Raw genomic sequence first — 21695 nt, 5'->3', positions numbered from 1 at the left:
CTGCGGCCGTGTGGCCGCGGCACGGGGGACGTTTGCCCGAAAACACCCATCCACCGCCAGCCCCACGCTGCGGATCGAACAAGGAGACAAAGATGTTGACCGAACGCCATCGCCATCGCTGCATCCCCGCTACCCCCTTGTCCATCGCACTGGGCCTGGCCCTTGCCGTGGTCGGCAACGCCGGTGCGCAGGAGGCCGCGCCCGCTGCCAAGGCCACCGAGCTGCAGCGCATTGAAGTGACCGGCTCCAACATCCGCCGCAGCGACGTGGAAACCGCATCGCCGGTGCAGGTGATCAGCAAGCAGGACATCGAGAACATGGGCGCGCGCACGCTGCTGCAGGTGCTCGACAACCTGCCCGCCGCGCGGCCGGCACAGCAGGATTCCCGTTCGCTGTTCACCGGTTCCGACGGTGCCTCGCAGGCCAACCTGCGCGGCCTCGGCGCGCAGGGCACGCTGGTGCTGCTGAACGGCCGTCGCCTGTCGTACTACGGCGCGCCCGCCGGTTTCCAGACCCAGTTCGTCAACATTGATGCGATTCCCGCCGCGGCGATCGAACGCATGGAAGTGCTCACCGACGGCGCCTCGGCGGTGTACGGTACCGACGCGGTGGCCGGCGTGATCAACGTGATCACCAAGCGCTCCTACCAGGGCGCGGAGATCAACCTCACCACCGACAAATCGTCGCGCATCAGCTCCTACGGCGAACACCAGGGCAGCATCACCGCCGGCTTCGGCGACCTGGATGAAGACCGCTACAACGTGTACGCCTCGGTCAACCTGTACCGGCGCGATGCGATTCCGCTGAGCGACTTCTACGACAAGCGCCCGTCCCAGTACTACGTCAACAACCCCAACTACCTGCCCAACCTGCGCCTGGGCACCGGCAGCAAGCCGGGCGAGTTCAACCCGGGCAGCTACTTCGCCTTCGACCCGGTCACCGGTCGCCGCGTGCAGGAAGCCGCGCCCGGCTGCAACAACGTGCTCACCAGTGAAGCGGCCGGCCCGCGCTGTATCTGGGAGACGTGGATGAACAACGAGATCGACGCCGGTGCCAAGTCCGAGCGCAACACCGCCTACGTCAACGCCCACTTCCTGATCGGCGACAGCACCGAGGCGTTCGCCGAAGCGACCTACACCGACATCGACCTGACCGCCAACGGCGGCACCCCCCGTGCCTACGGCACCACCACCGGCAACCCCACCAGCTGGTTCTCGCGCAACACCGGCACCACGGTCAACCAGTTCCTGTACCCGTACCTGGGCCCGAACAACGAATACAACCACGCCTCGCCCGAACTGAAAGCCCTGATGGGCGGCGTGGTGGGCCTGCAATACCTGCTGCAGGACGTGGGCGCCAACCACTTCGGCCAGCGCAACACCGACCAGAGCTACCGCGTGGTGGCCGGCCTGCGGGGCGACGTGGGCGACTGGAACTGGGAAACCGCCTTTGCCACCGCCGGCAGCCACTCGGTGACCTACCAGACCACCAACGTCAACCTGGCCGGCTTCGAGAAGGCGTTTGGCCCGTACAGCGTCGACCCGGGCACCGGGCGGGTGATCATCTCCGACCACCCGGCCTATAAATTCGGCGAATACAGCGAAGCCAACGCGGCGCTGATCCGCGAAGCATTCCCCACCTTCGACATCCAGTCCTGGACCCGCCTGCACACCCTGGACGGCAAGATTGAAGGCCCGCTGTTCCAGATGCCGGCCGGTGAAGTGCGCGCGGCCTTCGGCTTCAATGCCAGCCGCGAAACCTTCTACACCCCCGGCAACCCGGACGCGGCCAACGGCCTGATCACCCAGCAGGGCGGCTCGTGGTTCGACGGCAAGCGCAACACCTACGCGCTGTTCGCCGAAACCGTGGCCCCGCTCACCGAGAAGCTGGAACTGGACGCGGCGCTGCGCGTGGACAAGTACCCCGACTTCAGCGCCAACCTGGCCCCGAAGGTGGGTCTGAAGTACCAGATGTTCGACCAGCTGATGCTGCGCGGCACCTATTCCACCGGCTTCCGTGCCCCCAGCCTGGCCGAATCCGGCAACGGCGGTGTGTTCGCCCAGCTTGGCGGCTACCGCGACGAAGTGCGCTGCAACGAGACCAACGCCATCGCCAACCTGCTGCTGCAATCCCAGCGCGGCGGTGACGTGGACCTGGGCAAGACCCTGCTCAACAGCGACTGCAGCCGTACCGTGGCGCGCATGACCCAGCCCAACCCGGAGCTGAAGCCGGAGAAGGCCAAGATCACCACGTTGGGCTTCGTCTACGAACCCACCGCGTGGCTGTCGGTGTCGGCCGATTACTGGTTCATCTACCGCACCAACGAAATCGTCGCACCCGATTACACCCGCGACGAAGACATCATCTCCTCCACCCGTTCGCCGATCACCGAAGCCGACCGCGCCAACCAGGCGGCGCTGGCGGCCATGTGCGCCGACCCGGCCAGCGGCGTCAGCTGCCCCGGCACGCTGCCCGGTTACAGCACCGGCAACGTGGCCAGCGTGGTGGGGCAGTACAAGAACCGCGGCAAGACCCTGATCGACGGCTTCGATATCGACGCGCGCAGCCGCTTCTCGCTGGGCGAGTGGGGCAACCTGAACATCGGTGTGGCCGCCACCATCGCCAACCGCAACCGCTCCTACCTGGACGACGAAAGCGGCTGGTACTACGGTGACCTGGTGGGCTATTACAACAACCCGCGCCTGCGGGCCACGTTGAACGCCGACTGGAGCTACAAGCAGGTCACCACCAGCATGTTCATCAACTACGTGGGCGGCACCAAGTGGGCGCTCCAGCAGATCGATGAAGAAGACAACAACCCGCAGACCTGCACCGCCGGCTACCTGCCGGTGGAGCAGAGCAAGTGCGACGGCGCCCCGTCGTGGTGGACGGCCAACCTGAGCGTGGCCTGGCGCCCGGATGACCACTGGAACGTGGGCTTCACCGTCAAGAACCTGTTCGACCGCCTGCCGTTCTACGATCCGAACAGCTTCCTGGGCGATTCCAGCGATTACGCGACCATCTTCGGTCGTGGTTACAGTCTGACCGTCGGCTACAAGTTCTGACGGTTCCACCGCGCCGGCCCCCGCCGGCGCGGTCTCAAGAGGAGGAGTGTTCCATGCAACGTAGGGAATTCATCGCGGCCAGCGCCGCCGTCGCCGCCAGCAGCCTGCTGCCGCAGGTACCGGCCTGGGCGCGCGGGCGCAAGGTGCGGCTGGGCCTGATCGGCACGGGCATGCGCGGCCAGGTGCTGCTGAAGGAACTGGTGCGCCGCGACGACGTGGAAGTGGTGGCGCTGTGCGACATCGAACCGATCATGCTCGGCCGCGCCGTGGAGATGGTGGCCAAGGCCGGCAAGCCGGCGCCGAAGACCTACGGCCAGGACCGCGACGTCAATGCCTGGAAGCGCCTGCTGGAACAGCGCGGGCTGGACGGCGTGGTCATCGCCACCCCGTGGGAGTACCACGCCCCGATGGCCATCGCGGCCATGCAGGCCAAGATCGCGGTTGGCTGTGAAGTGGTGGCCGGCATCACCCTGCAGGACCACTGGGACGTGCTCAAGACCCAGCTCTCCACCGGCACCCCATACATGCTGCTGGAGAACGTCTGCTACCGGCGCGATGTGATGGCCGCGCTGCAGATGGTGCGCCAGGGCCTGTTCGGCGAGCTGGTGCACCTGCAGGCCGGCTACCAGCACGACCTGCGCGGGGTGAAGTTCAACTCCGGCGACCCCAACCAGCCCTATGACAGTGGCGTGGAGTTCGGCGCCAAGGGCTGGTCCGAGGCGCGCTGGCGCACCGAGCACTCGGTCAAGCGCAACGGCGAGCTGTACCCCAGCCACGGCATCGGCCCGTGCGCCATGTACACCGGCATCAACCGCGGCAACCGCTTCACCCACATCAACGCCTTCGCCAGCAAGGCGCGTGGCCTGCACGATTACACCGTGGCCAAGAGCGGCGGCACCACCCACCCCAGCACCAAGGTGGCGTTCAAGCTGGGCGACGTGGTGACCACCACGCTGGCCTGCGAGAACGGCGAAACCATCATCCTGCAGCACGACACCTCGCTGCCGCGCCCGTACTCGATGGGCTTCCGGGTGCAGGGCACCAAGGGCCTGTGGATGGACGTCAACCAGTCCATCCACATCGAAGGCCGCAGCCCGCCGCACAAGTGGGAAGACTTCAAGGCCTACCAGGACCAGTACGAGCACCCGCTGTGGAAGCAGCACGCCGACACCGCCGCCAGCGCTGGCCACGGTGGCATGGACTGGTTCGTGATCCATGCGTTCGTTGAGGCCCTGAAGGCCCGCGCGCCGATGCCGATCGACATCTACGACGCCATCACCTGGAGTGCGATCACCCCGCTGTCGGAGCAGTCCATCGCCAACAGCTTCCAGACGCTGGAATTCCCGGACTTCACCGCCGGGCTGTGGAAGCAGCGCAAGCCGATCTTTGCGTTCGACGGGACGTATTGAGCAACGGCGCACCGACCAACGGTCGGTGCCTACCGGCGGGGTGCACCGGGCCAGCGCCGGTGCCACCCGACGCTGTTCGCCATCGCACTGTCACGCAGGCTGCGCACAGTACATGCCCACCCGGCCACCGTCGCCCCCGCAGTACGCGGCGACGCGCGGTCCGGGTTCATGACACGGTGACGGAGCAAGCGCGATGGGTGTGTGGCAATGGCGGGGCGGCGCCCACATACGGGGCTGGCTGGTACTGGCGGGGCTGGCCGCGGCTGGCACCGGCAGCACCGCCGAACCTGCGGTGCCCGCCACATGGCAGGTCTATGCCGGCACCGCCAGCACCGCACTGGCCGAACGTCTTGCGCGCACCGACGACCCGCGCGTGGTTCGCCTGCAGGCGTTCCTGCAGCAGCACCCCACGACTGCACCGGCCACCCCGCTGGTGGTGAGCCTGTGGATCGACGCGGGCGGCACGGTGATCCGCAGCCAGTTCGCCTCGCTGGGGGATGCGCAGGCCGACGCCGACCTGCGCGCCGTGCTGGACCATGCGCCCCTGCCCGGACCCCCGCCGCCCGGCATGCGCCAGCCGCTGCGCCTGGGGCTTGGGATGCAACCGGCCGAAGCCACCGTTCCTTAGTCGCTCACGGACGCACCGGTGCGGGTGGCGGGGCAGGCCGTTGTGGCTGGGTGGACACCCCGAAACTGGTGCCCATGCGCTGCTGGGTGGCGGCACGGTTGGCCAGCCCCAGCGCACTGGGCGGCTGGCGCACGCGCTGCTCGGCGGCCATCGGGGCCGTGGTTGCCGGCGTTGCCGTCGCCGCCGCCGGTGCCAACATCCGGCTCATGCAGGCGTAATCGCGGATTCGCTCGCCATTGACCTCCAGCTCGATGCAGCCGGTGCCATCGGCCGCGTCGCCTGCCCGTGCGGCCGGGCCGTACAGGCCCAGCCACAGCGCGGCACAGGCCAGCACCGCGCACGCCCTGTGTGAAATGTTCTGCACCATGTCTGTCACCGCGCTGCAATGAAGCCGCTCTAACGTGACCGGCTTGGCGTTCTGATGCTGGCGTGTCTTGCATGCAGTTTGATGACACCGGGGCGCGGGCCCGCCCGCGACCGCTGCTGGGGCTGGCGCTGGGGGCGATGTGCAGTGCCGCGCTGGGCCTGTGGCTGCCGTGCGCGGCAGCCGCCGGTGTCGACGACAGCGGCACGCCACGTCGCTTCGACATACCGGCACAACCGTTGCCGCACGCCTTGCAGTCGTATGGGGAGATCACCGGGGTGGCGGTACTGATCGATGCGCATCTGCTGGGTGGGCTGCGCTCCACGCCGGTCCAGGGCACCTTTGCGCCGCTGCCTGCGTTGCAGACCCTGCTGGAAGGCACCGGGTTGGCGCCGCGCTTCGTCGACGGCGCGGCCCTCACCCTGGTTCCCGCCGATGCGGTTGCCGCGGCCGCGCCGTCGGACGCGCCCGCCGCTTCGGCAGGCACGGTGCCGGCACACGCCGCGCGGATCATCCAGCGCTCGCTTGAGCAGGCGCTGTGCGGCACCCGCGCCACGCGCCCGGGCAGCTACCGTGCCGTGCTGCAACTCTGGTTGAATGCCGACCACCGCGTTGAGAAAAGCACCCTGCTGCAGGGCAGCGGCGACACCGCGCGCGACGATGCGCTGCTGGCCCGCGTGCGCGGACTTGCGTTGCCGGGCCTGCCCAGTGGCCTGCCGCAGCCGATCACGCTGCAGCTGCTGCCGCGCAGCGCGAACGCAACGGTGCCCTGCAAGGGCGCGCCGTGAGCAGCCTGGGCAGCGTGCTGCTGGAACACTACGAGGCGTTCCGCAAGCGCCTGCGGCGGCGGCTCGGCTCGGACGACCTGGCGCTGGATGCGCTGCAGGAGACCTGGCTGCGGGTGGAACGCATGGGCGGCGCACAGCCGCAGCGCAACCCGGTGGCCTACCTGTTCCGGATGGCGGTCAACGCCGCCAGCGATCAGCGCAGCGCCCACGCCCGGGTGCTCACCGGCGCCGAGGTGGAGGCGCTGATGGAAGAGGGCACCGACCACCTGGACCCGGCCACGGTCACCTTTGGCCGCGCGGAGATGAGCGCCCTCACCGACGCGCTGCGCGAACTGCCCGCGCGCCAGCGCGCCATTCTGATTGCCGCCCGCGTGGAACACCGCCCCATCGAGGCTATCGCCGCCGAACACGGCGTGTCCGCGCGGATGATCGGCAAAGACCTGAAGAAGGCGCTGCAGCATTGCGCCGCACGGCTGGACCGGCCGCTGGTGCAGCGGTTCGGTCCCGGCGCCGGAAAACCGTCATGACTGGTATGAACCCGCTTGCCTCCACCGTGATTCCGCCCGACCTGCAGCAGCAGGCGCATGACTGGCTGCTGCGCCTGCAGGGCGCGCCCGTCACCCAGGCCGACGCCGATGCCTTCCGCCGCTGGCGCGCGCTCGACCCGCGCCATGCGGCGGCATTCGCGCAGGCGCGTGCCCTGTGGAACGCGCTGGGCCCCGCACTGCAGGCCGGCAACGCCGCTGCGGTCGCACCCACCGCCGCCGCGTCGCTGCCATTGCCCGTGCCCACCGCCCACGCGCGTCCGCGCAGCCGGGTCAACCGCACGCGCCGCGCGTTCCTCGGCGGTGCCGTGGCGGCCGCCGCCGGGGGCTGGCTGATGGCGCGCTCGCCGTTGGGCATGTGGCCGGAGATGGACGCGCTGGGGGCCGACTTCCGCACCGCCACCGGCGAGCAGCGCACATTGGAGATCCAGGGTGTCGCGGTGGCCATGGGCACCCGCACCGACCTGCGCCGCGTCGACGGCGGCACCGGCCTGCAACTGGGCCAGGGCGAAGCGCAGTTCAGCGTGCCTGCGCGCGGCCGCGCCAACTTCGCGATCCATGTCGACGATGCCCGGGTCACGCCGGCCGCCGGCGCGCGGATCAATGTGCGTTGCGTCGGTGCCGACGCGCGCGTCACTTGCCTGGCTGGCAGCGCCACGCTGACGCGCGGCACGCGCACGGTAACGCTGCAGCCGGGCTGGCAGGCGCGCCTGGGCGGCGACCGCATCGCGTCGGTCGCGCAGGTGGCCACCGACCGCATCGACGCGTGGCGCCAAGGGTGGCTGGTGGCCGATGACCAGCCACTGGCCGACGTGGTGGACGAGATCAACCGCTACCGCCCCGGCCGCATCGTCATCGCCGGCACGGCGCTGCAGGCGCGGCGGGTGCAGGCGCGCATTCCCCTGCGTGACCTGGACACCTTCATCGACCTGGTCCGCGACGTGTATGGCGCGCGCGTTGTGCACATGCCCGGCGGCGTGGTCCTGCTCGGCTGAGCAGGCCGCGCATCCGTGCGCGATTGCAGCACGCCGCGATGACAGCGCGATGACGCGCACGGCACAAATCGCAGCGGCGTCATGTGCAGATGAATTTTTTATTGCAACGGTTCAGTCGTTGCCACCTATCCGCGTCTTATCCAGCGTAACAAGCGCAACGCATTGCCCTGTCACGCTGTTTCCCGTTGCCAGGGAAAGGCGTGCCGCGTAACGCGGTGACCTGCGCTTGTCCTTATCAGCGAACGATATTGCGACGGGTGACGGCGATGGTGAAGCAGCAGAACGGTTCGGTTGTCGGTGCATCCCTGCGTACGCCGCAGGTACGTCCGCTGGCGCAGGCCATCGCAGTGATGCTGGTGGCCGGCGGCGTGGTGGCCAGCGCCACCGCGCAGCAGGCCTTCGGCCCGGCGTGGTTCGCCAACAAGGGCGTGCAGCAGCAGAACGCGGTGCAGAGCGGCCGCCTGCCCAACGGCATGCCGTCCAACCTGGCGCGCACCGATGCGCAGGCGCAGAAGGCGCGCGACACGCTCAAGACCTCGCTGGACAACCTCAACACCGCCGCCCAGGCCATCGCCATGCAGCAGCGCATGCAGCAGACCGCGCGCGATGCCGCGCGCCTGCGTGCCGGCGGCGTGCCCGACGGGTTGGGCGAAGGTGGGCTGAAGGTGGACGACGACGCGCTGACCCGCGGCTGGTCCAACGCCAGTGGCCCGGTGCAGAGCAGCAAGGACGGCACCACCACCGTCAGCATCGCGCAGACCGCCGACAAGGCCATCCTCAACTGGGAAACCTTCAACGTCGGCCGCAACACCGTGGTCGACTTCGACCAGCAGGCCGGCTGGTCGCTGCTCAACCGGGTCAATGACCCCTCCGCGCGACCCTCGCAGATCCTCGGCCGCATCCAGGGCCAGGGCACGGTGATGCTGGTCAACCGCAACGGCGTGGTGTTCGACGGCAGCAGCCAGGTCAACGTCAAGAACCTGGCCGCCGCGGCGGTGAACATCAGCGATGCGCAGTTCCGCAAGGGCCTGTACAGCGACGCGCAGGGCAGCGGCTTCATTCCCACCTTCGGCAACGAGGTGACCACCACCGCCAGCAGCTTCAGCCATGCCGCCGCCAGCGGCGATGTGGTGGTGGAGCGCGGCGCGCAGATCACCACGCACGTGCCGGCCTCGGTCACCGACGGCGGCGGCTATGTGCTCATGCTGGGCCGCCAGGTGCACAACCACGGCCAGATCACCACCGCCAACGGCCAGACCACGCTGGCTGCCGGCGATGCCTTCGTGATCCGCAAGGGCCTGGGCACCGACCAGAACCTGACCTCCACCACCCGTGGCAACGTGGTCAACACGCTGCGCAGCCCGGTGGCGGCCGCTGCCGATGCAGCCCCCGCCAGCGGCGTGGTCAGCAACACCGGCCTGGTCCAGGCCAGCACCGGTGACATCACCCTGGCCGGTCACGACGTGCGCCAGCAGGGCACGCTGCTGTCCACCACCTCGGTGCATACGCGCGGCACCGTGCACCTGCAGACCGAGCGCAGCGACACCACCGGCCGGGTCACGTTCGGCGAGGGCAGCACCACCGCGATCGTGCTCGACCCCAGCGCCACCACCGCGCTGGACGTGCAGCGCGAAACCCTGGTGCAGGACTCGGACAAGCTGGGTGACGGCATTGCCCACCGCCGTGACCAGTCGCTCGTCCAGGTCAGCAGCGGCGGCGACGTCGGCTTCGAGGCCGGCAGCCTCACCCTGGCCACCGGCGGCCAGGTGTTCGTGGATGCCGTGGGCAGCAGTACGGTGGGCGAGGGCGCGCGCATCGACGTGGCCGGCTACGTCGGCGTCAAGATCGCGATGGAAGCCAACAACGTCCAGATCAACGTGCAGGGCAACGAGCAGCGCGACGCGCCGCTCAACCGCGACGATAAATCGCTCAACAGCAAGAACATCTGGCTGGACCGCCGCGACCTGGTGCTGGTGCCGGCCGGCACCAACGGCTACGAGGCCGACCGCTGGTACACCGCCGGCGGCCTGCTCGAAGTAGGCGGTTACCTGGGCGTCACCGGGCACGGCATCGGCGAGTGGTCGGCGCAGGGCGGCACCGTGCAGTTCAGCGGTGGCAACGTGGCCACCGCGCGCGGGTCCAGCATCAACCTGTCCGGCGGCGCGCTGGACGTGCAGACCGGCTACGTCAACCTGACCCACCTCAAGGGCGCCGACGGCACGCTGTACAACGCCTCCACCGCCCCCGGCGACCTGCTTTACACCGGCCTGTACCGCGGCTTTGAAGACACCCACGCGCGCTGGGGAAACACCGCGTTCTACTACAACCCGCTGATCGCGCCGCAGCGCAAGCTGGAGAACGGCTACACCGTGGGCCGCGACGCCGGCCGGCTGATCGTGTCCACCGCCCAGGCGCAGCTGCAGGGCGAGGTGGACACCACCACCTTCCAGGGCGAGCGCCAGCAGCGTGCGCGCGACGCCGCGCTGGATGGTTACCAGCAGGCGCAGACCAGCGTGGCCCGCCAGGGCCAGCTGGTGGTGGGCGGCTACCTGCCGTTCTACGACAAGGACAGCGGCCAGCAGCGCTTCAGCCCTGCGCCGCTGGTCGAGCGGGTCACCGTCGGTGAGGGCACCCACGCCGACGCCGGCACGATCGCGCTGGACGCGGCGTGGCTCAACGCGCAGGCGTTCGGTGGCGTGGCGGTGTACGCGCACGCCGGCATCAACGTGGACCAGGCCGTCGAAGTGGCGCACGGCGGCAGCATCGCCCTGCATGCCAGCGACGTGCGCATCAACGCCGACCTGCGCGCCCGTGGCGGCAGCATCGCGCTGGGCGACATGGTGGTGCAGCACACGGCGTCCGGTACGCCGTGGCTCGATCTGCCGATCAGTGCGCGCCCGGGCGACACGCTGCTGCACCAGGTCATGGTGGGCGACAACATCACCCTCGATGCGCGCGGCCTGTGGACCAACCAATGGCAGGATCCGGCGTCCATCGCCGGGTTGCCGTTCGTCGACGGCGGCAGCGTGTCGCTGCGCAGCACCGGCAACGTCAGCCTGGGCAAGGGCAGCCTGATCGATGTGTCTTCCGGCGCGGCGATGGGCGTGGACGGCGACGTGGCGGGCGGCAAGGGCGGCAACGTCACCCTGGCCGCCGGCCAGAACATGGGCAGCGGCGTGCTGTCGCTGGATGGCAGCATCCGCGCGCACGGGGTCAAGGGCGGCGGCGCGCTCAACATCGAAAACGGCACGCTGGTGAGCATCGGCGGCGACATCCCCGACGCCGTCGAGCACCTGGCCGCCGGGCAGGCCAGCACCCTGCCGGTGCGCCTGGCCGCCGATGTCATCCTGCAGCCTGGCGACATCATTCCGCTGACCTTCTCCATCACCGTTACCCACGTGTCCGGCGGCAAGCCGATGCCGGTGACGGTGCGGCCGGAAGTGAGCAGCACCAAGCCGGTCACCACCCAGGCGGCATGGGTGCTGCCCACCACCGTGCAGCTGGCCAACTACGGCCCCGTGCGCTACGCCGGCGAGATCCTGCCGGCCGGCACCACGCTGTGGACCATTGCCGACCTGCAGGCCGGCTACGTGGTGCCGGCCAATGTGTTCCCCGGTGGCCTGCCGATTCCGGCGCAGACCTCGCGCTACACCGCCGGCAGCGTGGCCACCGCCGCCATCACGGTACCGGCCGGCACACGCCTGCCGGTGGGCACGGTGTGGCAGCGCGAAGTGCCGGTGCAGTCGTTCCTGGCGCTGGACACCGGCCTGTTCCAGTCCGGCTTCAAGCAGTACAACGTGATCGGCCGCGACGGCGTGTCGGTGGTGGACGGTGCGCAGCTGGAGGTGGCCATGCCGCTGCTGCAGGTCGACCTCGCCGCCGCGCGTGCACTGGCCAGCGGCGAGGATCCGCACGGGGCGCTGTCGACCTGGCTGCCGCCGCTGCAGCAGGATGATCCGGCAATGGGCGCGGTGACGCTGCGCAAGGGCGCGGGCCTGTCATTGACGGCCGGTACCGCGCAGAACGCCGCTGACCTGGAGATCGGCACGGGCAGCCGGATCACGGTGGATCCGGGCCAGGCCATCCAGCTGACCGGCAATGCGCAGATCACCCTCGACGGCACGCTGCAGGCACGCGGTGGCCGCATCAGCGTTCTCGGCGGCGACCTGGGCGAAGGCCCGCTGCTCAACCGCCCCAACGGCATGCCGAACGCGCGCTCGATCTGGATCGGCGAGCACGCCCTGCTGGACGTGTCCGGCGCCGCCTACACCGCGCTGGGTGCCACGGGCGACCGCCAGGGCAAGGTGCTGGACGGCGGCACCATCGAAATCGGCGCGCGGCATGACCTGGCCTCGCGCGACCTTCCGGCCATCGATGCGTTCGTGGTGGTGCGCGAGGGCGCCCGCCTGGAGGCGTCCGGCGCGCAGGCGGTGCTGGACCTGCCCGGCCTCGGCCAGACCCCCGTGGCCAGCCACGGCGGCGTGATCGCGCTGAGCGCCAGCAATGGCTTGTTCGTGGATGGCCGCCTGCATGCCGCCGCCGGTGGCAGCGGTGCGCGAGGCGGCACGCTGGCGTTGAACCTGGAAACCCCGGTCTACGGCCAGGTTGACCGCTGGACCAGCAAGGGCGCCGAGGTGGACGATGGCGTGCGCATACCGCGCGAGCTGATCATGGAACAGCAGTACAGCGGCAGCGGCCTGGGGGCCGACGTGGTGGCCGGTGAACGCGACCCGACCCTGGCCTACGGCAAGGCGCGCTACGGCGTGGATGCCATCCAGGCCGGTGGCTTCGACACCGCCTCGCTGTACGTCAACGGCCTGCTTGATTTCGACGGCAACGTGGCGCTCAGCATGCGCCAGGCGCTGTACCTCACCGCCAGCGCGCTGGGCCTGTCCACCGACGCCGCACGCGACAGCCAGGTCCGGTTGGAGGCACCGTACCTGCGGCTGTCCGGCGCGGCACGTCGCCAGATCGACAACACGATCATGCCCAACCCGGTCACCGGGTCGCGCAATGCCACCCCGGCCACCGGTTCGCTGGGCGTGGCCACGCTGGCCGACGCCGCGGCGATCACCTTCGCCGGCGACCTGGTCGACGTGGTGGGCGCGGTCGGCTTCGGGGCAAAGGGCGAGATCGTGCGCAACGCCGTCGATCCGCTGGTGGTCGAACGCGATGCCTTCGGCACGGTGCGCATCCAGAGCCAGGGCGACCTGCGCCTGCGCGCCGCCGACTTGTTCTCGCCGGGCAACACCACCCTGGCGGCCGCGCAGATCTACGGCAGCGGCAACGTCACCGTGGGCCTGCGCAGCGCGTACAACGAGTGGGGCGCGCTGACCACCGAACTGGACCCGGACCGCGTGCTGGACATCCAGCGCGTGGGCACCGCGTTGCCGCCGCAGCCGTACAGCGTGTTCGGCAACATGAGCTTCGGCGCGGCGGTGATCAACCAGGGCGGCGTGCTGCGCGCGCCGCTGGGCACCATCACCCTGGGTCGCGCCGACGGCACCGGCCACACCGGGGTGGTCAACCTGCTGCCGGGCAGCGTGACCTCGGTCAGCGCCAAGGGCCTGGTGATGCCCTACGGCGGCACGGTCGATGGGCTGGTCTACAACTACAACGGCGTGGACGTGGCCTACCAGGGCGTGGGCGGCGAACCGAAGGTGGAGTTCCGCTCGCACGCGGTGAACGCGCAGGAAGGCGCGGTGCTGGACCTGTCCGGCGGCGGCGAACTCACCGGTGCGGCGTTCCTGTCCGGCCGCGGCGGCTCCACCGACGCGCGCCTGCACCCGCTGGTGCAGATGGGCCGCGACGGCTTCACCCTGCCGGGCCTGGCCACCAACCCGGTGTATGCCATCGTGCCGGGCGTGCAGGCCGGGCAGGCGCCGCTGGGCAGCGAGCGCGGCGCCGGCGACCCGGCCATCGGCCAGCAGGTCACCATCGGCGCCGGTGTGCCGGGCTTGCCGGCCGGCACCTATACCCTGTTGCCGTCCACCTATGCATTGCTGCCCGGCGCGTTCCGGGTGGAACTCAACGGCCTGGCCGGCAGCGCGGCGGCTTTCGGCACCACCCAGGCCATGCGCAACGGCTCGTGGAGCACCTCGGCACGGCTGGGTATTGCCAACACCGGCAGCAGCGACGTGCTGCCCACCCAGCTGGTGGTGACCGCCGCCGATACCCTGCGCAGCTACGCGCAGTACAACGAAACCAGTTACGCAACCTTTGCCCTGCAGCAGGCCGCGCGTGAAGGCGCACCGCGCCCGTTGCTGGAGCGCGACGCCAAGGCGATCAGTTTCAACGTGACCCCTCCGGCCGTGGCCGGCGGGCTGGACCTGCCGCCGCTGCAGTTCAACGCCACCGTGCTGGACGCACCGGCGAGCGGTGGCACCGGTTCGGTGGCCCGCCTGGTCAATGCCACCAACTACGAAATCCTCGCCGATGGCGGCCAGGCCAGCGCGGACTTCAACGGCGTGTCGGTGCATGCCAGCGAGCTGAACCGCATCGGCGCGGCACGCCTGGAAATCGGCGGGCAGCTGCGCAGCACCTATGCCAACGCAGGCACCGGCTCGCTGCAGTCGGCCAACGTGATCACCCTCGAGGGCAGCTCGGGCAGCAACAGCATCGTGCTGCGTGCCGGTGCACAGCTGCAGGCCGCCGACGTGTTCCTGATGACCGGCCGCCAGGCCGGCGGCATCGTGCTGGAGCAGGGCGCGGGCATCAACACGCTGGGCCAGGGCGCGGCCGCCTACGACGCCACCCAGGGCTACATCTACGCCCCCGGCCGCAATGCGCTGCTGGCGGTGTCCAACGGCCAGATCAACCTGCTGGCACCCGACGCGCCCGACACCCAGGGCAATGGCGCCGGCAGCATCGAGATCGGCGCGTGCGCGGTGGGCGACACCTGCACCGGCCAGACCCGGCTGTACTCCGAAGGCACCATCGCCACCGCCACCGACAACCGGTTCGTGCTCGGCGATGCGGTGCGCTACGGCACCCGCAACCTGTCCCTGGCCGTGGGCGGCATCAATGTCGGCAGTGCCGAGGCCATTGCCGACGCCACGGCGCGCGGTACGTTGCCCTCTGGCATGACCCTCAACCAGGACGTGCTCAGCCGCCTGCTGCTGGGCGACACCAGCGTGGGGGCACCGGCGCTGGAGGCGCTGTCGCTGACCGCACGCGAGTCGGTGAACTTCTACGGCGACGTGTCGCTGTCCACCTTCGATGCGGTCACCGGAAGATCCGCGCTGAAGCAGCTGGTGCTGGGCACGCCGGCCATCTACGGATACGGCGATGCCGACGCCGTGGCCCGCATCCAGACCGACACCCTGGTCTGGAGCGGCGCGCTGGCGCCGGCCGGCAGCATCATTGCCGACGGTCCGGGCACCGGCCACGGCCAGTTGGTGGTGGACGCCCGCGAGATCGTGCTGGGCTACGGCCCGCGCACGCAGCCGGACACCGTGCGTACGCAGGACCGTCTCGCACTGGGCTTTGCCGGTGTGCACCTCAACGCCAGCGAGCGCCTCACCGCCAACCAGAAGGGCAGCCTGAGCGTGTTCGAGACCCAGGGCGACTGGGACCCGGCCACGCGGTCGTATGCACGCCGTGGCGGCGAATTGTTCATCACCACCCCGCTGCTTACCGGCGCGGCCGGGTCGGTCAACACCATCACCGCCGGCGGCAACCTGCAGGTCACCGGCAACGGTGCCGCCGCCCGCCCCGACAACGCCACCCTGGCCGGCGCGCTGGGTGCGGAAATCGCCCTGGACAGCCGCGCCGGCAGTCTGCTGCTGGACACCGCCGTGCTGCTGCCGAGCGGCAAGCTCCGCCTGGCCGCGCAGGGTGACGTGCGCCTGGCCGACGGTGCGCAGCTGGACCTCGCCGGTCGCCGCATCGCCTTCTTCGACACCGCCAAGTACAGCTGGGGCGGGGACGTGGTGATCGACAGCCGCAGCGGCAGCGTGCAGCAGGCGGCCGGTGCGCGCATCGACCTGGCCGCGCAGAACAACCGCGCCGGCGCGCTCAGCGTGCGTGCTGCCAGCGGTGCCATCGACCTGGCCGGCGCGCTCCTGGGCGGCAGCAGCGGCCATTACGACGCCGGCGGCACCGAGGTGCCCTACAGCGCCGGTCGGATCGACCTGCATGGCCAGTCCATCGCCGATTTCAGCGGCCTCAACACCCGCCTCACCCGCGATGGCGTGACCGGCGCGCGCAGCTTCCGCATCGGCCAGGGCGACCTGGTGCTGGGCGACGAGGTGGTGGCGCACGCGGTGGACATCGGCCTGGACAACGGCCAGCTCACCGTCAACGGCACCGTGGATGCCAGCGGCGAACAGGCCGGCAGCATCCGCCTGTCCGCACGCCAGGGCGTCAGCCTGGGCAGCACGGCGGTGCTCGACGCCAGCGCCAGCGTGTTGCGCCGTGACAGCTACGGCGTGGCGATCGATGCGCCCAACCGCGCCAGCATCGACATCGATGCCGGCAGCGGCACCCTGGCCATTGCCAGCGGCGCCCGCATGGACCTGCGCGTGGCCGGCAGCGACCGTAGCTACGGCACGGTGGCGTTGAACGCACCGCGCGTGGGCAGCAACGACGTGGCCATCGATGCCGGCGGCACGATCGGTATCGACGGCGCGCGGGCGATCCAGCTCAATGCCTTCATCACCGACAACAGCGCGGCAGCCGGCACCGAACACACCACCACCGGCGAAAGCTACCAGGTCATCGACCAGGCCTACCTCGACCGCCTGCACGCGCAAAGCAGCACTTTCATCGACGCCGCGCTGGGCAACAGCGCGCTGGTCAACACCCGCCTGGCCGGCCTGCGCCGCTACGGCGATGCGTTCCACCTGCGCCCCGGTGTGGAGGTGGTGGCCAACCTGGGCGTCAACGCCGACGGCAACCTGCACGTGGACGGTGACCTGGACCTGTCCGCCCACCGCTACGCCAGCCTCAACCCCGCCCTGGCGCGCAGCAGCGTGCGCGGCTCCGGTGAAGCCGGTGCGCTGGTGCTGCGCGCGCAAGGCGACCTGGAGGTGTTCGGCAGCATCAGCGATGGCTTCGATGGCAGCCGCCTGGGCAGCACCTTCGACGACAACGGCTGGTACCTCACCGCCGGCCGCCAGCTGTTCGGCAGCGACGTGGTGGTGCCGCACGGCGGGCTGGTCACCCTGGCGGCCGGCAGCGTGTTCAACTCGGGCAAGGTGCTCAACTACGACCTGCCCATCGGCGACATGCAGATGGCCGCCGGCACCCTGTTGCCGGCCGATGCGCGCCTGGCGCTGCCGCTGGCCCTGGCCAAGGGAACGGTGCTGGGCGCGGCGGTGCACGATGCCTCCGGCGCGCTGTTGTACGCAGCCGGTACCGTGCTGGCCGACGCGGTCACGCTGCCGCAGGGCGCGCAGCTGTCCGCCGGCCTGCGCCTGCCGATGGCCGCGCGCATCGCGGCGATGACCTGGCCGGCAGGCGTGGCCTTGCCCGCCTCGCCGATCGGCAACCTGGTCACCCTGGCCACCGACCTGGGCTTGGCCAAGGGCGCCTTCATTCCCAGCGACACCGAGGTCAAGCTGCCCGGCGGTGCCACCACGGTCAACCTGCGCCCCACCGACGCCGACGGCAACCAGGGCCGCATCTGGGCGCTGGCGCCGATGCTGGCGGCCGGTTCGCAATCGTGGGACATCACCCTGGTGGCCGGCGCCGACCTGGCCGGCGCCGACCGCCTCACCATCGACCGCGCCGGTACCGGCAGCCTGCGCCTGTCCGACCCGCACTACGGGCAGGGCGGCGCGGTGGTGGAGATTCCTGGCACCGGCTCGCCGGCCACCTATGTCTGGGGCGATGCCGACCTGTTCGTCGAAATGATCAACGTGTTCTTCGGTGAGTACATCCTGAGTTTCGTGCCGACCTCCGGGTCTGGCTTCACCGACGACCAGCTCACCGAACTGATTGGCTTGGGCCTGATCTACAGCGGCCCGGAAAATCTCAACGACCTCGGTTACGAGGGCCTCGCCGCCGTGGATTCGCCGGAGGTCCCACCGGACAAGGAATTCAAGACGCTGCCGGGCCGCGAGCAGCTGCCCAGCGTGGTGCGTACCGGCACCGGCGACCTGCGCCTGGTGTCCGGCGGCGACATCGCCACCACCTCGCTGTACGGCGTGTACACCGCCGGTACGCCGTCGGCGGTGTTGCCCGCCCAAGGCCACGATCCGTACAACCAGCCGCGTGCGCTGGTGACGCCCAATCCCTCCAACCCGATCGGCAACACCGTGCTCGGCGACAAGGGCAGCGTGTTCGAACACCTGGTCGACGGCGGCAGCCAGAGCCTGTACCAGGCCTGGTATCCCGAGGCGGGCGGCAACCTGCTGCTTCGCGCCGGCGGCACCATCGTCGGCGACAGCCTGGGGCGACCGAGCAGCAGTTTGCGTCCCGAAGCGCTGGGCATTGCCACCGATCGGGTGAGTTCCACTGCCGCGGTGGGCAACTGGCTGTGGCGGCAGGGCACGGGCAGCGTGCAGGGCGGGGCCGAGGGCCTGCCCACCGCGTGGTGGATCAACTTCGGCACCTACGTGGCTGCGGCCAGCGGCGCCAACTACTACAACAACTTCGTGGAGATGCCGCGGCTGATCGGCTTCACCGGGTTCGGCACGCTTGGCGGTGGCAACCTGGTGCTGGACGCGGCCGGCGATGCCGGCATGCTGCAGGGCCGGGGTGACCACGGCGGAGTTTTCATCAACCGCAGCGCCGGTCTCAACCTGGCCGTGGCCAGCACCGGCCGGGTCACGGCCGACGGCACCCTGGTGCAGACCGGCGGCGGCGACCTGGACATCCGCATCGGCGGCGGACTCAATCCCGACCCTGCGCTGCGTTCGTACACCGGCAGCAACAGCCCGCCGGTGGCCAACCTGGTCACCGTCAACGACCTCCATCACCTGGAGCTCAACGGCAGCTTCACCAACCTGCGCGGTGCGCTGCGGCTGGAAGCCGGTGCCGTCGGCGGGGTGGAACTGCGCTACGGCAGCCGCCAGGACGCGAAAGAATCGCGCCCGTACGACATGTACAGCGCGACGGCCGCCACGGCGGCGGGCGGCCCGGTGCTGGTGCTCGGTGATGCCGGTGCACGCCTGGATGCGCGCGGCGACCTGGTGCTGGGCACCGTTACCGATCCGGGCCGCGTGGCCCAGTTCAACAACGGCACGCCCTTCAGCGTGGACGGCACGGCCTACCAGGACGGTGGCTGGAGCTGGTTCTCGCTGTGGACGCCGTCCACCGCGGTGGACCTGATGGCCGCCGGTGGCAACCTCACCCCGTCGCTGGCCATGCACGACCGCAACACCCGCACCGACGCCCAGCCCACCGACGGCAACCATGTGTATCCCTCGGTGCTGCGTGCCACCGCCGCCAGCGGCAGCATCTACTACGGCACCCCGCGCACCGCGCCGACCCAGGGCACCAACAACGAGTACTTCGTGGCCGGCGTGGTGCTGGCGCCGTCGCCGGTGGACGATGTCTTCACCGCGCACGGTACCGGCCAGCTGGAACTGCTGGCGGCCGGCTCGATCTATGCCAATGGCATTGGTCTGAACATGTCCGGCGCCGACCCGACCGCGCTGCCCAGCCCGTTCAATCCCGGTTTCGTGGGCCTGGTCGACACGCTCTGGTACGGCCGCGGGTTCGTGCACAACGTCAGCCCCACCGGCCAGGCACCCAGCGTGCTGCTGTCCGGCGACGAGCCCAGCAGTTCGTCGCAGGTGTACCCGCTGTTCGCGTTCACCGCACCCAGCGCATCGGGCCATGTGTACGTGGGCCAGACGCCCTCGCGCTACTACGCGGTCAACGGCGACCTGGTGGGCCTGCGCACCGGCAGCATCGTCACCACCACCAACAACGTGCTCAGCAACGGTGCCATCCGGACCGACACCACCACCTGGTACGACGGCGGCGGCGCGGTGGCCATTCGTGCCGGGCGCGACATCGTCAATTCAGGCACGCCGTTGGGTGCGTTCGACAACGTGGGCACGGTGTACGGCAACAACAACGGCGCACTGGGCTGGTTCAACCAGCTCAAGGGCGGCGATCCTTCTGCGCCGCCCAAGCCGGCCGCCATCGCCGCCGGCACCGCGCGCGGCAACCTGATCGTGCACACCAGCGCCGATGACGTGTCAGTGGTGCAGGCCGGGCGTGACATCCGCTTCAGCACCTTCTACATCGCCGGCCCCGGCCTGCTCGACATCAGCGCCGGCCGTGACCTGTACATGGCCGACAAGGGCGAACTGCGCAGCCTGGGCCCGGTGGCCAACGCAGCCGCCGGTGACCGCAGCAGCGGGGCCGCCATTGCCGTGGCGGCCGGCGTGGGCCCGCACGGTGCGGATTGGACCGGCTTCGCCGCGCGCTACCTGGACGCGGCCAACCTGGCCGACCCCAACCGCGCGCTGGGCGAACAGGCCGGCAAGGTGGTGCGCGTGTATGGCGGCGCCACCTCGTTGGCGCAGTGGCTGAAGAGCGAGTTCGGCTACGGCGGTGACGAGGCCGGTGCCAGCGCGTTCCTGGCCCAACAGCAGCAGACCCTGGACCAGGCGCGCGATGCCGCCACCGCCAGCGGTGCCACCGGCGTGGCCAACCGCGACCTGGCCCGCGAGTTCAAGCAGGACAGCCAGCTGCATCTGGTCAACTGGCTCACCGCCCGCTTCGGCGGTGCCAACGGCCGTGGCCTGCACTTCGACGCGGCCCGCATGGACGCGCAGGCGTTCTTCGCGCAGCTGCCGGCCGAACAACAGAGCGCGTTCCTGCGCAACGTGTACTACGCCGAGCTCAAGGCCGGCGGACGCGAGTACACCGACGTGGACGGCCCGCGCGAGGGCAGCTACCTGCGCGGCCGCGAGGCCATCGCCACGCTGCTGCCGGCAAAGGACGCCACCGGCAGCGAGATCGCCTACCGCGGCGACCTCACCATGTTCAGCAGCGCCCAGTACTTCGAGAAAACCGGCGACGTGGTGGCCACCCGCCGCCCGCTGCCGGGCAAGCGCTACGTGACCGAGGCCGAGTGGATCGCCGCCGGTCGTCCCAGCGAAGGCCTGCCGTTCTACCGGGTCAACGATGCCGGCATCCATACCGATTTCGGCGGCGACATCAGCCTGCTGGTGCCCGGTGGGCGCGCGCTGGTCGGTGTCGATGGCGGGTTCGTGCCGGGGGCGGGCTCGGGCGTGCTCACCCAGGGCGAGGGCGACATCAACATCTATGCGCGTGGCAGCCTGCTGCTCGGCCAGAGCCGCATCTTCACCACCTTCGGCGGCAACGTGCTGGCCTGGTCGGCAGAAGGCGACATCAACGCCGGACGCGGCAGCAAGACCACCGTGGTCTACACCCCGCAGCGCCGCGTCTACGACAGCGTAGGCAACGTCAGCTTGTCGCCGAACACGCCCACCACCGGCGCCGGCATCGCCACCCTCAACCCGATCCCGGAGATCGCCCCGGGCGACATCGACCTGATCGCCCCGCTGGGCACCATCGATGCAGGCGAAGCGGGTATCCGTGTGTCGGGCAACGTCAACCTGGCCGCGCTGCAGGTGCTCAACGCCGACAACATCCAGGTGCAGGGCAAGGCCGTGGGCATCCCGATGGTGGCGGCGGTGAACGTCAACGCGCTGACCTCGGCCAGTGCGGCGGCCAACAACGCCGTGCAGGCCGCGCAGGACATGGTCAAGCGGCAAACGCGCCAGGCCCAGCCGTCCACCATCAGCGTGCAGGTGCTCGGCTTTGGCGAAGAGACCAGCAGCGTCACCCCGGCCAAGGGCGACGACCGCTACGACCCCGACAGCGTGGTGCAGGTGGTGGGCATGGGCGAATTGAGTGCCGAGCAACGTGCGCGCATGGCGGCCCCGGGCCCGCAACGGCAGTGAGCATGACGCCCG

General features: G+C 70.1%; 8 protein-coding genes. 7 read left to right on the top strand and 1 reads right to left on the bottom strand.

The window, feature by feature from the left end; translation table 11 throughout:
- Positions 1 to 92 precede the first annotated feature (92 nt).
- The 3 genes from ACZ0AE_RS19105 to ACZ0AE_RS19095 all read left to right on the top strand — a co-directional run bounded on the left by ACZ0AE_RS19105 (position 93) and on the right by ACZ0AE_RS19095 (position 5102).
- Positions 93 to 3065, top strand: coding sequence for a TonB-dependent receptor domain-containing protein (locus tag ACZ0AE_RS19105; protein ID WP_463601901.1), 2973 nt, complete (start codon positions 93 to 95; stop codon positions 3063 to 3065).
- Positions 3066 to 3118: 53 nt separating this feature from the next.
- Positions 3119 to 4474 carry a Gfo/Idh/MocA family protein gene (locus ACZ0AE_RS19100; RefSeq protein ID WP_320488574.1) on the top strand — a complete coding sequence of 452 codons (1356 nt, stop codon included), beginning with the start codon at positions 3119 to 3121 and terminating at the stop codon, positions 4472 to 4474.
- A gap of 193 nt (positions 4475 to 4667) precedes the next feature.
- Positions 4668 to 5102: a hypothetical protein gene (locus ACZ0AE_RS19095; RefSeq protein ID WP_463601900.1), complete on the top strand. Its 435-nt coding sequence runs from the start codon at positions 4668 to 4670 to the stop codon at positions 5100 to 5102.
- A gap of 4 nt (positions 5103 to 5106) precedes the next feature.
- Here the strand turns inward: ACZ0AE_RS19095 and ACZ0AE_RS19090 are convergent, their stop codons facing one another.
- Entirely contained in the window at positions 5107 to 5469 is a 363-nt protein-coding gene (locus ACZ0AE_RS19090; RefSeq protein ID WP_463601899.1) for a hypothetical protein, read from the bottom strand.
- 71 nt (positions 5470 to 5540) lie between these two features.
- On the opposite strand from ACZ0AE_RS19090, the gene ACZ0AE_RS19085 reads away from it, so the two are divergent.
- From ACZ0AE_RS19085 to ACZ0AE_RS19070, 4 genes are all read left to right on the top strand, one after another.
- Positions 5541 to 6254: a TonB-dependent outer membrane receptor gene (locus tag ACZ0AE_RS19085; RefSeq protein ID WP_463601898.1), complete on the top strand. Its 714-nt coding sequence runs from the start codon at positions 5541 to 5543 to the stop codon at positions 6252 to 6254.
- Entirely contained in the window at positions 6251 to 6781 is a 531-nt protein-coding gene (locus ACZ0AE_RS19080) for an RNA polymerase sigma factor (RefSeq protein ID WP_241658990.1), read from the top strand. Before ACZ0AE_RS19085 ends, ACZ0AE_RS19080 begins: the two co-directional genes overlap by 4 nt.
- Complete coding sequence (locus ACZ0AE_RS19075; RefSeq protein WP_463601897.1) at positions 6778 to 7794, top strand: FecR family protein; 1017 nt, start codon at positions 6778 to 6780, stop codon at positions 7792 to 7794. Before ACZ0AE_RS19080 ends, ACZ0AE_RS19075 begins: the two co-directional genes overlap by 4 nt.
- Before the next feature lie 266 nt (positions 7795 to 8060).
- Positions 8061 to 21683, top strand: coding sequence for a filamentous haemagglutinin family protein (locus tag ACZ0AE_RS19070; RefSeq protein ID WP_463601896.1), 13623 nt, complete (start codon positions 8061 to 8063; stop codon positions 21681 to 21683).
- The last annotated feature ends 12 nt before the right edge of the window (positions 21684 to 21695 follow it).

It is taken from the genome of Stenotrophomonas sp. AC248, from assembly GCF_979258185.1.
Note: the sequence above shows the minus strand (reverse complement) of the source record. Positions and strands in the feature narration are given on the sequence as shown.

Bases quoted from the DNA above. Each gene is read 5' to 3' on its own strand.
- ACZ0AE_RS19070 (WP_463601896.1), top strand. From the start codon at position 8,061: ATGGTGAAGCAGCAGAACGGTTCGGTTGTCGGTGCATCCCTGCGTACG.
- ACZ0AE_RS19085 (WP_463601898.1), top strand. From the start codon at position 5,541: ATGCAGTTTGATGACACCGGGGCGCGGGCCCGCCCGCGACCGCTGCTG.
- ACZ0AE_RS19100 (WP_320488574.1), top strand. From the start codon at position 3,119: ATGCAACGTAGGGAATTCATCGCGGCCAGCGCCGCCGTCGCCGCCAGC.
- ACZ0AE_RS19075 (WP_463601897.1), top strand. From the start codon at position 6,778: ATGACTGGTATGAACCCGCTTGCCTCCACCGTGATTCCGCCCGACCTG.
- ACZ0AE_RS19095 (WP_463601900.1), top strand. From the start codon at position 4,668: ATGGGTGTGTGGCAATGGCGGGGCGGCGCCCACATACGGGGCTGGCTG.
- ACZ0AE_RS19105 (WP_463601901.1), top strand. From the start codon at position 93: ATGTTGACCGAACGCCATCGCCATCGCTGCATCCCCGCTACCCCCTTG.
- ACZ0AE_RS19090 (WP_463601899.1), bottom strand. From the start codon at position 5,469: ATGGTGCAGAACATTTCACACAGGGCGTGCGCGGTGCTGGCCTGTGCC.